Source organism: Pseudomonas sp. B6002 (genome assembly GCF_013385985.1).
In the GTDB taxonomy this organism is placed as follows: domain Bacteria; phylum Pseudomonadota; class Gammaproteobacteria; order Pseudomonadales; family Pseudomonadaceae; genus Aquipseudomonas.
Genome location: NZ_JACAOY010000004.1, coordinates 90,133 through 102,379, shown reverse-complemented (window position 1 = coordinate 102,379; position 12,247 = coordinate 90,133). Strand labels below are relative to the sequence as shown.

10 protein-coding genes are annotated in these 12,247 nt (G+C 61.3%); 1 reads left to right on the top strand and 9 read right to left on the bottom strand.

Annotated elements, in window-relative coordinates; translation table 11 throughout:
- Positions 1–62: 62 nt before the first annotated feature.
- The 8 genes from HX792_RS04025 to HX792_RS03990 all read right to left on the bottom strand — a co-directional run bounded on the left by HX792_RS04025 (position 63) and on the right by HX792_RS03990 (position 9,652).
- A complete protein-coding gene (locus HX792_RS04025; protein ID WP_176994873.1) occupies positions 63–401 on the bottom strand; it encodes a GlpM family protein in 339 nt (112 codons plus the stop codon).
- Positions 401–1,738 (bottom strand): sigma-54 dependent transcriptional regulator, encoded by a 1,338-nt coding sequence (locus tag HX792_RS04020; RefSeq protein ID WP_176994872.1) that lies wholly within the window; start codon positions 1,736–1,738, stop codon positions 401–403. Before HX792_RS04020 ends, HX792_RS04025 begins: the two co-directional genes overlap by 1 nt.
- The gene (locus HX792_RS04015) at positions 1,735–3,636 is read right to left on the bottom strand and encodes a sensor histidine kinase (protein WP_176994871.1); all 1,902 of its coding nucleotides are present in this window, start codon (positions 3,634–3,636) and stop codon (positions 1,735–1,737) included. The genes HX792_RS04020 and HX792_RS04015 overlap by 4 nt, the downstream gene beginning before the upstream one ends.
- A gap of 174 nt (positions 3,637–3,810) precedes the next feature.
- Positions 3,811–4,545 (bottom strand): amino acid ABC transporter ATP-binding protein, encoded by a 735-nt coding sequence (locus HX792_RS04010; RefSeq protein ID WP_176994870.1) that lies wholly within the window; start codon positions 4,543–4,545, stop codon positions 3,811–3,813.
- Positions 4,542–5,213 carry an amino acid ABC transporter permease gene (locus HX792_RS04005; RefSeq protein WP_010212763.1) on the bottom strand — a complete coding sequence of 224 codons (672 nt, stop codon included), beginning with the start codon at positions 5,211–5,213 and terminating at the stop codon, positions 4,542–4,544. The genes HX792_RS04010 and HX792_RS04005 overlap by 4 nt, the downstream gene beginning before the upstream one ends.
- Entirely contained in the window at positions 5,213–5,959 is a 747-nt protein-coding gene (locus tag HX792_RS04000) for an amino acid ABC transporter permease (protein ID WP_010212762.1), read from the bottom strand. The genes HX792_RS04005 and HX792_RS04000 overlap by 1 nt, the downstream gene beginning before the upstream one ends.
- A gap of 194 nt (positions 5,960–6,153) precedes the next feature.
- Positions 6,154–7,080, bottom strand: coding sequence for a glutamate/aspartate ABC transporter substrate-binding protein (locus tag HX792_RS03995; protein ID WP_176994869.1), 927 nt, complete (start codon positions 7,078–7,080; stop codon positions 6,154–6,156).
- Positions 7,081–7,456: 376 nt separating this feature from the next.
- The gene (locus HX792_RS03990; RefSeq protein WP_371319324.1) at positions 7,457–9,652 is read right to left on the bottom strand and encodes a TonB-dependent receptor; all 2,196 of its coding nucleotides are present in this window, start codon (positions 9,650–9,652) and stop codon (positions 7,457–7,459) included.
- Positions 9,653–9,906: 254 nt separating this feature from the next.
- On the opposite strand from HX792_RS03990, the gene HX792_RS03985 reads away from it, so the two are divergent.
- Positions 9,907–10,617, top strand: coding sequence for a tetratricopeptide repeat protein (locus tag HX792_RS03985; RefSeq protein ID WP_176994867.1), 711 nt, complete (start codon positions 9,907–9,909; stop codon positions 10,615–10,617).
- A 47-nt stretch (positions 10,618–10,664) separates the two neighbouring features.
- On the opposite strand, the gene glpD is transcribed toward HX792_RS03985, so the two are convergent.
- On the bottom strand, positions 10,665–12,203 hold the full coding sequence (gene glpD / locus HX792_RS03980; RefSeq protein WP_176994866.1) for a glycerol-3-phosphate dehydrogenase: 1,539 nt from the start codon (positions 12,201–12,203) through the stop codon (positions 10,665–10,667).
- Positions 12,204–12,247: the final 44 nt, after the last annotated feature.

Genomic DNA, 12,247 nt, shown 5'->3' with positions numbered 1-12,247 from the left:
ATTGGGTACAGACACACCGCCATCGCAGGCAAGCCAGCTCCCACAGTCTTGATCACATTGGGTCAGGAATGGACGCGGACCCAGATGCTGACCAGCACGGTCGCGGCCATCAGCCAGGCTACTGCTGCGACGGCCAAGGACGCCTCCAGCCGCATCCGGTCGACCATCACATACAGCGTCGCCAAATACACAAAGTACGGAATGATCGACCACATCCCGAACAGGATCGTGGTCTTCAAATCGTCCACCGAACGGCCCTTGCCGACGATGTAATGAGCGATCAGCGCGAAGGTCGGGAACAGCGGCACCAGGCCTGCGATGTAGTAGTTCTTGGTCTTGGCCAGCGCGGCCAGGATCAACACGACCGCTGCGCCCAGGGCAGCCTTCAGTAACAGATCCATCAGTGGCTCAACCCGTATTTCTTGACCTTGTCGAACAGCGTGGTCTTGGCCATGCCCAGTTCCAGGCTGGCCTGGGTCAGGTTGCCGCCGCTGCGTTGCAGTGCATCGTTGAGCAGGTTGCGTTCGAACGCCTCCACCGCTTCGGTGAACGCCAGGCCATGGTTGCCGCTGCCGGTACCGCTTTTCTTGAAGGCGGGCAGGCCCAGGGCGAAGCGTTCGGCGACGTTACGCAGTTCACGCACGTTGCCAGGCCAGTCGTGGCTCATCAGGCTCGACAGGGTCTGGTTGTCCAGCTCCGGCGCGGTGCGGTCGAAGCGCAGGGACGACTGCTGCAGAAAGTGCTCGAACAGTTGCAGGATGTCTTCGCGGCGCTCGCGCAGGGGCGGCAGTTCCAGGGTGACCACGTTGAGGCGGTAGTACAGGTCGCTGCGGAATTGGCTGGCGCGGCTCAGTTCGTCGAGGTCGGACTTGGTGGCGGCGATCACCCGGCAATCCACCGCAACGCTCTGGTTCGAACCCAGGCGTTCGAGGGTGCGTTCCTGCAGCACCCGCAGCAGTTTGATCTGCAGGTTGATCGGCATGCTTTCCACTTCATCGAGGAACAGTGTGCCCTCATGGGCGTGCTCGATCTTGCCGATACGACGCTTGCCGGCACCGGTGAAGGCGTTGGCCTCGTGGCCGAAGATCTCGCTTTCGAACAGGTTCTCCGGCAAGCCACCGCAGTTCAGGGCGACGAACTGGTGGGTGTGACGCCGACTGAAATCATGCAGGCAGCGTGCGACCAGCTCCTTGCCGGTGCCGGTCTCACCTTCGATCAGCACGTTGGCCGAGGTGTCGGCGACGTTGGCGATCAGTTCGCGCAGGTTCTGCATGGCCGGCGAGCGGCCGATGATGCGACCTTCCAGGGAGTCGCGTTCGGCCAACTGGCGGCGCAGCGACCAGACTTCCCGAGCCAGCCCACGCTGCTCCAGGGCGCGGCGAACCACGTCCACCAGACGCTCGGGAGAAAAGGGTTTTTCCATGAAATCGTAGGCGCCGTTGCGCATGGCGCCGACGGCCATGGAAATGTCGCCGTGCCCGGTGATCAACACCACTGGCAGGCTTTTATCCAAAGCCTTAAGGCGCGTCAGCAACTCCAGGCCATCGATGCCCGGCAGGCGGATATCGCTGATGACGATGCCGGCAAAGTTTTCGCCGATGCGCTTGAGCGCCTCTTCGGCGCTGCCCACGCCCACGCTGGGAATGTCTTCCAGCGCCAGGGCTTGCTGGCAGCCGAGCAGCACATGGGGGTCGTCTTCGACGATCAGGACGGTAAGGTCTTTGGGATCTATATTCATGTCGACTCAGCTTTTTGAGCGCCCACCAACGGCAGGCACAAGACAAAGGCAGTACCACCACTGGCCGGGTGCTCGACGGCGAGGTTGCCGCCGGTGGCCGCCGCGAGGCTGGCGGAAAGGGTCAGACCCAGTCCCAGGCCTTGTTCGCCGGGCTTGGTGGTGAAGAACGGTTCGAACAAATGCTTGCGCGCCTCGGGGTCGATGCCGTGGCCGTTGTCGCGTACCTGCAGGCGGTATTTGCCGTCGCTGCTGCTGCCTTCGAGCCACAGCTGGGGCGCCGGTTGCGCCTGCATGGCGTCGAGGGCGTTGCCGATCAGATTGACCAGGATCTGCTCCAGGCGTGTCTGGTCGATTTGAAGTTGGGCGTTGGCAAAGTCGCGGTGCAGGGTCAGCGGCAAGCTGTCCAGGCGTGCACCGAGCACCTGGAAGGCTGCATCCACGGCCTTGGCGAGGCTGGCTTCACCCTGGTCGTCACCGCGCCGGGCAAAGGAGCGCAGGCTGGCGGTGATGCGCCCCATGCGGTCGATCAGTTCGTTGATGGTCTTGAGGTTGGCGCTGGCGGTGTCCAGAGCCCCACGTTCGAGGAAGCGCACTGTGTTGCCGGACAAAGTGCGCAGCGCGGCCAGTGGCTGGTTCAGTTCATGGGCGATGCTGGTGGACATCTGGCCGATAGCAGCCAGTTTGCCGGCCTGTACCAGTTCATCCTGGGCGCGGCGCAGGGTTTCTTCGGCCTGGCGCCGTTCGCGGATCTGGCCCTTGAGCCGTTCGTTGCTGGCACGCAGGTCGGCGGTGCGTTCGGCAATCCGCCGTTCGAGCTGGCTGTTGGCTTCCTGCAAGGCTTCCCGCGCGGCGAGGCGGGTGGCGATGACCTTGCGCCGCTCGTTCCAGGCGATCAGCAGGAACGCGACCAGGCCAAAGGCCACGGCCACCAGGATGCCCTGGTTGATGGCCGCCCGGCGCAGGTCGTTGAGCGGGGTGAGCAGGGTGAAATTCCATGGCGTGTCATTGAGCGGGCGGGTTTGTGCCAGGTAGCTGACTTCGTGCTCGTCGTTGACCACTTCGCTATTGGCCGGGAAGGTCAGTTTTTCGGTGCCTTCGTTCAGGCGCTCGCGGGCCAGGGGTTCAAGCTCGTTCAGCGTCGCCCAGTAATATTGCAGGCTGTGGGCCAGGCGTTCCTTGGTGTCATCGCTCAGCGGGCGCACGGCCTTGAGGCGACGGGCCGGGTCGCTGGACAGAATGATGATGCCGTTCTCGTCGCTCACGAAGGCTTCGAGGCGCGCGCGCTGCCAGCGTTCTTCAAGGGCTTCGAGGCGCACCTTGACCACGGCGACGCCGATGATCTTGCCGTGCTCTTCCAGGCCATGGGCGAGGTAGTAGCCGGGTTCGCCGTTGGTGCTGCCGATGCCGTAGAAACGGCCGGGCTGGCCGCGCACGGCGTTCTGGAAATAGGCACGAAAGGACAGGTCTTCACCCTGGTAACTGTCGGCGTCGCGCCAGTTACTGGTGGCCAGCACACGGCCGGTGGTGTCCATCACGTAGATGGCCCGGCTGCGACTGCGTCGGTTCAGGCCTTCGAGGTAATCGTTGACGGTCTTGCGGGTTTCCTGGTTCGGGTCGGCCAGCAGCGTCGACACGCTGGACTCCAGTTCCAGCAGGCTGGGCAGGTAGGTGTATTTGCTCAGTTCGCTTTCGACGGTACGAGCGTGCAGCTCCAACTGGCGTTCGCCGTTGTCGCTGAGGGTGCGGATGCCATAGTACTCACTGACCCAGAAGCCGATATAACCCAAGCCGATCATCAGGGCGATGATCAACGGCGGCAGGAACAGTTGGCGAATCAGACGAGGCTTCACGGCAAGTGATGGCGGCGCGGCGCGATAGGGGTTGGGGTCGCATTTCATCACAGATGCCTTGGGTCAACCAGCGCTGCTGGCCCCGTGACGAACAAGGTTCCTGTAGGAGCTGGCTTGCCAGCGATGCAGGCACCTCGGTGTGTCAGTGACATCGAGGCGATCCTATCGCTGGCAAGCCAGCTCCTACACGAGCCCGTTTCTCACACGGAGATCATCGCTGTTTTAGTGCTGCAGGATTTTCTCGAGGAAGTGCTGCGCGCGTTCGGAGCGGGCGCTGATGTCGCCGAAGAACTCTTCCTTCGGGCAATCCTCGATGATCTTGCCGGCGTCCATGAAGATCACACGGTCGGCCACTTTACGGGCGAAGCCCATTTCGTGGGTTACGCACATCATGGTCATGCCTTCGTGGGCCAGCTGCACCATCACGTCGAGCACTTCGTTGACCATCTCCGGGTCCAGCGCCGAGGTCGGTTCGTCGAACAGCATGACGATCGGGTCCATGGCCAGGGCGCGGGCGATCGCCACACGTTGTTGCTGGCCGCCGGACAGCTGGCCCGGGTGCTTGTGGGCATGGGCCGACAGGCCGACGCGCTCGAGCAGTTGCAGGCCTTTCTTGGTGGCCTCTTCCTTGCTGCGGCCCAGCACCTTGATCTGCGCGATGGTCAGGTTTTCGGTGATGGTCAGGTGCGGGAACAGCTCGAAGTGCTGGAACACCATGCCCACGCGCGAGCGCAGCTTCGGCAAGTCTGTCTTCGGGTCGGCGATGGAGGTGCCGTCGACCACGATGTCGCCCTTCTGGAAGGGTTCCAGCGCGTTGACGCACTTGATCAGGGTGGATTTACCCGAGCCCGACGGCCCGCACACCACGATCACTTCGCCTTTTTTAACCTCGGTGCTGCAATCGGTCAGCACCTGGAAGTCGCCATACCACTTGTTGATGTTCTTGATAGAGATCATACGGCAAACCTTTTTTGCAGACGCTTGACCAGCAGCGAGGCGGAAAAGCTGATGATGAAGTAGACGACACCGGCGAAGATCAGGAACTCGTTGGAGCGGCCGATGATGTCGCCGTTGGAGCGGGCGGAGTTGAGGAAGTCCACCAGGCCCACGGTGTAGACCAGCGAGGTGTCCTGGAACAGGATGATCGACTGTTGCAGCAGCAACGGGGTCATCTTGCGGAACGCCTGGGGCAGGATGATCAGGCGCATGGTCTGGCCATAGGTCATGCCCATGGCCTGTGCCGCCGCCATCTGGCCTTTAGGGATCGACTGCACGCCGGCCCGCACGATTTCACAGAAATACGCGGCTTCGAACATCATGAAGGCCACGACGCAGGAGGTGAACGCGCCGATCGGGGTGTCTTCGCCAGTGATCCAGCGCAGCACGAACGGCACCGCCAGGTAGAACCAGGTGATCACCAGCAGCAGCGGGATCGAGCGGAAGTAGTTCACGTAGGCGCCGGCCACGCGGGACAGCAGTTTGCTGGACGACAGGCGCATCAGCGCCAGGACCGTACCAAGGGCAATACCGCCGACCACGCCCATGACCATCAACTGCAAGGTCATGACCATGCCGTTCCACAGGCCCGGGATGGCGGGGATGATGCCGCTGAAATCGAAGTCCATTATTTACCCCCCACGGAGATCAGGCCGGGCACGGCGACTTTCTTCTCGACCAGGCGCATGAGCAGCATCAGGCTCATGTTCAGGGTGAAGTAGATCAGCGTGGCCAGGGTGAAGGCTTCAAACAGGTTGGCCGAGAACTCGGCGGTCTGCTTGGTCTGCGCCAGCAATTCCATCAGGCCGATCAAGGACGCCACGGAGGAGTTCTTGAAGACGTTGAGGAATTCCGAGGTGAGCGGCGGAATGATGATCCGGTAGGCCTGGGGCAGCAGCACGTTCCAGTAGATCTGCGGCAGCTTGAAGCCCATGGCCCGTGCGGCGGATTCCTGGCCCCGTGGCAGCGCCTGGATACCGGTGCGCACTTGCTCACAGACGCGAGCGGCGGTGAACAGGCCCAGGCACACGACAACGCTCAGGTAGGCCGAGGTGGTCGGGTTCAGGTCTTGTTTGTACCAGTCCTGCAGGTTCTGCGGCAGCATGTCCGGTACCAGGAAGTACCAGATAAACAGCTGAACCAGCAGCGGCACGTTACGAAACAGTTCCACGTAGCAGGTCGCGATGCCCGATACGATGCGGTTTGGCACGGTGCGCATGACGCCCAGAATGGACCCCAGCAGCAAGGCGATAATCCATGCCACGACAGCGATGGCGATGGTCCAGCCCAGGCCAGCGATGTACCAGTCGAGATAAGTCTCGCTGCCAACGCCGGTGGACTTGAAGAACACGCCCCAGTCCCAGTTGTAATTCATTAGGGTCTCCCCTCGAGATCGATCGATGTACAAGCACCCGCTTGGGGAAGATCCTTTCCCGCCTGACGGTGAACGCCAGGCACACGCGATCGGCTCGAAAACCGCCAGGTCGAGTGTTCCACATTAAAGCCAGCAGGTAGTAACAGACGCCTGAGGGAGGGTTGGCTCCCTCAGGAGATAAGCTTAGTCAGGTATCAGATTTTTACGTCAGGCGCTGGTTTGTCGCTTGGGTTGGCGATCAGCTCCTTCACCTTGTCGCTCATCGGGAAGTTCAGGTTCAGGCCTTTTGGTGGGATCGGGCTCTCGAACCACTTGCTGTAGATCTTGTTGATCTCGCCGGACTTGTACAGGGCGACGATGGCGTCATCGACAGCCTTTTTGAAGGCTGGGTCGTCTTTACGCACCATGCACGCGTAGGCTTCGAAGGACTGTGGAGTACCGGTGATGACCCAGTCGTCCGGCTTCTTGGCCTTGGCTTCTTCACCGGCCAGCAGGGCGTCGTCCATCATGAAGGCAACGGCGCGGCCGCTTTCCAGCATCTGGAAGGATTCGCCGTGGTCTTTGGCGGAGATGACGTTCATGCCCATTTGCTTGTCGGCGTTCATCGCTTTGATGATGCGCTCGGACGTGGTGCCCGCGGTGGTCACGACGTTCTTGCCTTTGAGGTCGGCAAAGTCAGCGTAGGACGGTTTGCCATCCTTGTCTTTCTTGACCAGCAGACGGGTGCCGATTTCGAAGATGTTGACGGTGAAATCAACTTGCTGGGCGCGTTCGGCGTTGTTGGTGGTGGAACCGCACTCAACGTCCGCAGTGCCGTTCTGGATCAACGGGATACGGGTTTGCGAGGTCACCAGGTTGTACTTGACCTTGAGGTCGGGCTTGTTCAGGTCTTTTTTCAGTTGTTCAACGATGGCCAACTGAATGTCGTGGGAGTAGCCCACGGGTTTGCCCGAACCGTCCGCGATGTAGGAAAACGGAATGGAGCTGTCGCGGTGCGCGAGGGTGATGGTGCCGGAGTCGTTGATTTTCTTCAGTGTGCCGGTGAGTTCGGCGGCGAAAACTGGAGTGCTGATCAGAGCAGCAGCGATAGCTGCGCCCAGGATATGGGGAACGATGCGCATCAATACTTCCTCGACATTTGTTTTTTTTATGAAGCCGGCTAAACGGCTCTCTTGTACAGCGAATGCCCATGACGGCTCCTGAGGCGTCTCAGGCAATCGTCAGGGAGTGTAGAGCATGAGTCGTGCCATACCCGAAACAAACCGTTAACTATCTGATTTATATATAGATTAACTTTGTGTGACGGGGGATTTTTAAGCGAGGGATCCGGCAAACCGAATCGGGGGGAGGGCGGCGTTCGGAAAACCGAATGGCGCTGAAGGTGTTTTAGGCGACGCTTTTATGTAGGAGCTGGCTTGCCTGCGATTCAGGCACCTCGGTTTGTCAGAGTGACCGAGGTGATGTGATCGCTGGCAAGCCAGCTCCTACAGGGGCGGGTTAGAACGTGTAGTCGGCGGAAACGACGGCTGCGCGGCCATCGCCTGGCACAGCCCAGCCGTTGTTACGGATGCGGGTCAGGTAGTCCTTGTCGAACAGGTTGTTGACGTTCAACTGCAGGTTCAGCTGTTTGTTGACCTTGTAGCCGAGCATCGCGCGCTGCACCGCATAGCCGGGCGCCGTCGGTGCCCCGGCAGCGCTGACCAGGTATTGCTTGGATTGCGCGGTGATGCCGTAGCCCACTTGGAAGTCGTAGGGCAGGTCGTACACCGTCCACAGGCTGGCTGCGTGTTTGGGCGTGAACGGCAGGGGCTCGCCTTTCTGCGCGTCGAAGCCGGTGTTGGCCAGGGTAAAGTCGCTGGCGCTGCGCAGGACGCGGGTATCGAGGTAGGTGTAGTTGGCGAAGACTTTCCAGCGATCGGTGATAGCGCCACTCAGGCCCAGTGCCACGCCGTCCGCCCGTGCCTTGCCGTCGAGGGACTGCGTACCGCTCAGGTTGGTGGGGTCGGGGTCGGCGACTTTGTAGTTGGTGCGGTCGTTGCGGAAGATCGCGCCGGTGACCGACAGGGCATTGTCGAGGAAGTCCCACTTGGTGCCGATCTCATAGCTGACGGCGGTTTCCGGGGCGACGTTGCAGTTGTTGGTGGCGATGCTGGAGCTTTTGGCCGGGGTGAAGCAGCCACCGTTCACGCTGGCCTGGGACGGCGTCTTGCTGTTGCCGTAGGCGACATAGAAGCTGCCGTTTTCCACCGGCTTGTAGACCAGTGCCAGGCGGTAGGAGGTCAGGTCGTCGGCTTGGCCGTAGCGCTGGCCCGGGGTTTCCACGCCGCTGGTGGAGTAGGCGTTGGTCACCGAACTGCCGGCGTTGTGCTCGTAACGCAGGCCGCCGTTGATTTCCCACTGCGGGTTCAGCTTGAGCGTGTCGAAGGCGTAGGCCGCACGGTTGTTCAGCGCACCGTCGACGTGCGCCGCGCGGGTGAAGTTGACCGGTCCAGCCCAGTAGGAGTTCGGGTCGCTGAAGCTGACCGGTGGCGGCACGATTGCGGTGCCGTTGCTGTTGGTCAGCCATTTTCCGGTATCCGCCTCGTATTCCTCACGGCTGATGGCGATGCCGGTCACCAGCGTGTGGTCGATGAAGCCGGTGCTGAAGCGGCTGGTCACGTCGGTCTGGTTGGTGAACATCTTGTTCTGGGTGTTGCGCTCGTTACCCAGCGAACCGCCGCTTGGCTGGAAGAAGCCCGGGTTCAGACCGGCTGCGCATGGGGCGCCGGTGATCTGGGTGCCGCTGGCCAGGCAGCCGGCTTGCGCGCCTTCGGGGCCAGAAGCGCGCAAGTCTTGGCGCACGCGCTCGACGCGGGTGAAGTTGCGCACGGACACGGCGTCGTTGAAGTCGTGTTCGAGCTTCAGGCTGAACGCGTCCGAGGTGATCTGTTGGTCATTGATGTTGTGGTAGCCGTAGAAGTCGCTCCAACCCACGCCCGGCATGGGTTTGCCGTTGTAGATGGGGATGCCGTATTGCGGGGTGTTGTCGTCTTTCTGGTGTTCGTAACTGACGGTGACGCGCGTCGGTGTGCCCAGGCCGAACGCAATGGAAGGCGCAATGCCCCAGCGTTCGTAATCTTCATAATCGCGCCCCGGCACGTCGTTACCATGGGCCATGAGGTTGAGCCGGAACGCGGTGGTGTCGTTGAGCATCTGGTTGGTATCAAGCGTGGTGCGCTTGTAGTTGTCGGTGCCGATGCCGGCACTGATGGTGGTTTTGTCACGCAACTCCGGGGTCTTGCTCACCAGGTTGATGGTGCCGCCGACCGCGCCCGAGCCCGAATACACCGAGCTTGCGCCGCTGACCACCTCTACCTGTTCCAGATTGAACGGGTCGGTGCGGCTGTATTGCGCACTGTCGCGCACGCCGTCCACGTAGATATCACCGCTGGCGGAAAAACCGCGCAGGTTAATGCTGTCGCCGTAGCCGCTACCGCCTTCGCCGGCGCCGAAGGTGATGCCAGGCACGGTGCTGAGCACATCGCGCAGGGTCAGCAGGTTCTGGTCATGAATGACTTCCTTGGGGACGACCGTGATGGTCTGCGGCGTATCGCGCAGCGCCTCGGTGTATTTGGGGGACGAAGGAGCCACAGGGTTGTAGGTGCTCTGGCTCGGGGCTTGGCCCTCGATGCTGGTTGCACCCAGTTGAATCACGCCTGTGTTGTCATCCGTTGCGGTCTCCGCCGCGTAACTGAATCCTCCTTGCGCAGCCACTGCCAAACCCACAGCCGACGCGAGCAAATGCCGCGATGAGAGGGGGGCAGAACTGATCCCGGTAGCCATTGAATAGTCTCTTGTTGGTAGAAGTGAGATGCGATCGTAATTGATAACGGATCTCAAATGTAATACTTTGTAACGAAATGATTCATGAAATTTCAGTCAGTTTTATCAGCCGATGAGAAGCGCCAATGCAGAGTGGGCAGCCAGAAATTGCGGACAACCCGCGTGCGTATGTGCGCTGGGTCATGCATGCCGCGCAGCTGGGGGATGTGGATGCACAGGCGACCCTGGCTCAGTTGTTGCTCGATGGCCGTGGCGTGCAGAAAGACGCGACATTGGCACTGAGCTGGTTTCGAATCGCGGCCCGCCAGCGTCACCCGATGGCGATCAATATGGTCGGCCGTTGCCTGGAGAACGGTTGGGGTTGCGCGATCGACCTGGCTGATGCGGCGCAGCATTACAGGCAGGCTGCCGACTTGGGGCTGGATTGGGGGCTCTACAACTACGGCCAATTGCTGAGCCGTGGTCGTGGCGTGGGGCAAGATCTGGTGGCCGCGTACGAACAGTTCCGTCTGGCCGCCGCCAAGGGGCACGCCAAGTCGATGAATCTGCTGGGGCGTTTCCACCATGAAGGTGTCGTGGTGCCCCAGGACGTTCCACTGGCGCGGCAGTGGTATTTGCGCGCCGCCGAGGCCGGGGATTTTCGCGGCCAATACAACCATGCTGCGGAACTGGCCCAGGCGGGCGATGAACAGCAGGCGTGCATGTGGCTCGAGCGCGCCTTGAAGACAGCGACGCCGGGATTTCTGGAAGCGGCCTACCCTGTTTTGCTCGCGTCGGCCTCTAGCGCCATCCGTGAGATGGGGCTGCGCTACCAGCAGCAATCAGATCCCCAATAAAAAGCCCCCGGACCTTTCGGCACGGGGGCTTTGTTTGGCAGCGGTGATCAGGCTGCCTGGATCTTGCCGCGATTCTGCTCAACCTGGGACAGATAACGCTGCACGTTTTCTTGCTCGTCCGGCGTGGTGAACAGACCGAGCTTGGTGCGGCGCCACAGCACATCGTGCGCCTGGGTGGCCCATTCTTCGGCGCACAGGTAGTCGACTTCGCGGGTGTACAGGCCTCCACCCAGGTGGTCGCCCATGTCCGCCAGCGATTGCACACCTTCCAGCAAGCGCCAGGTACGGCTGCCGTAGGTGGTGGACCAGCGGCGTGCGATCTCGCTCGGCACCCAGTCGAACTTGTTGCGAATGGCGTCGGCCAATGCCTCTGGTGTGCTCATGTTTTCGCCGCCGGGCAGGCTGGCGTTGGCGGTCCAGCTCGGACGCATCTGCGTGAAGTACGGGGCCAGTTGCGCCATCGCCGATTCGGCGAGTTTGCGGTAGGTGGTCAGCTTGCCACCGAACACCGACAGGATCGGTGCTTCACCCGTACCGCCAGACAGCGCAAGCGTGTAATCGCGGGTGATGGCCGATGGGTTGTCCGATTCGTCATTGCACAGCGGGCGCACGCCGGAGTAGGTGTGCACGATGTCTTCACGGCTCAGCTGTTTCTTGAAGTGCGCGTTGACCACCTTGAGCATGTAGTCGGTTTCGCCTTCGGTAATCGCGACTTTTGCAGGGTCGCCGGTGTATTCGCGGTCGGTGGTGCCGATGATGGTCAGGTGGTTGAGGTACGGAATGGTGAAGACGATGCGCTGGTCTTCGTTCTGCAGAATGTGCGCGTGGGCGCCTTCGTACAGCTTAGGCACGATCAAGTGGCTGCCCTGGATCAGGCGGATGCCGTAAGGCGAATCCAGCTTCAAGTCATCCTTGATGAACTTGGCGACCCACGGGCCGGCAGCGTTCACCAGCGCACGGGCGCGGATCGAGAACAGGCTGCCATCGGCGCGTTCCATGTTCATTTCCCACAGGCCTTTGCTGCGGTGAGCGCTCACGCAGCGGGTCTGGGTGTGGATGTGTGCACCTTTTTCGCGGGCGGCCATAGCGTTCAACACGACGAGGCGCGCGTCATCGACCCAGCAATCGGAGTATTCGAAGCCTTTGGTGATTTCGCTTTTGAGCGGGCTGTCTGCGCCAAACTTGAGGCTTTTGGAACCGGCGAGTTTTTCGCGCTTGCCGAGGTGGTCGTACAGGAACAGACCGGCGCGGATCATCCACGCCGGGCGCAGGTGCGGGCGGTGTGGCAACACGAAACGCATCTGCTTGACGATGTGCGGCGCCTTGGCCAGCAGCACTTCACGTTCGGCCAGGGCTTCGCGCACCAGGCGGAATTCGTAATGTTCGAGGTAGCGCAGGCCGCCGTGGATCAGCTTGCTGCTGGCCGAAGAGGTGTGGCTGGCCAAGTCGTCCTTTTCACAAAGGAATACCGACAACCCGCGACCGGCTGCGTCTGCTGCAATGCCGACGCCATTGATCCCGCCACCGATAACGGCAACGTCATAGACTTCGGCAAGCGGTGGAGCAGGCAAGGTGGAAGGGTTCATCGGCTGGCCTCGCGATCTTTTCGTCTTGGAATTCGAACATTAAT

Excerpts from the sequence above, each read along its gene's own strand:
- HX792_RS04025 (WP_176994873.1), bottom strand. The coding sequence starts at position 401 with ATGGATCTGTTACTGAAGGCTGCCCTGGGCGCAGCGGTCGTGTTGATC.
- HX792_RS04020 (WP_176994872.1), bottom strand. The coding sequence starts at position 1,738 with ATGAATATAGATCCCAAAGACCTTACCGTCCTGATCGTCGAAGACGAC.
- HX792_RS04015 (WP_176994871.1), bottom strand. The coding sequence starts at position 3,636 with ATGAAATGCGACCCCAACCCCTATCGCGCCGCGCCGCCATCACTTGCC.
- HX792_RS04010 (WP_176994870.1), bottom strand. The coding sequence starts at position 4,545 with ATGATCTCTATCAAGAACATCAACAAGTGGTATGGCGACTTCCAGGTG.
- HX792_RS04005 (WP_010212763.1), bottom strand. The coding sequence starts at position 5,213 with ATGGACTTCGATTTCAGCGGCATCATCCCCGCCATCCCGGGCCTGTGG.
- HX792_RS04000 (WP_010212762.1), bottom strand. The coding sequence starts at position 5,959 with ATGAATTACAACTGGGACTGGGGCGTGTTCTTCAAGTCCACCGGCGTT.
- HX792_RS03995 (WP_176994869.1), bottom strand. The coding sequence starts at position 7,080 with ATGCGCATCGTTCCCCATATCCTGGGCGCAGCTATCGCTGCTGCTCTG.
- HX792_RS03985 (WP_176994867.1), top strand. The coding sequence starts at position 9,907 with ATGCAGAGTGGGCAGCCAGAAATTGCGGACAACCCGCGTGCGTATGTG.
- glpD (WP_176994866.1), bottom strand. The coding sequence starts at position 12,203 with ATGAACCCTTCCACCTTGCCTGCTCCACCGCTTGCCGAAGTCTATGAC.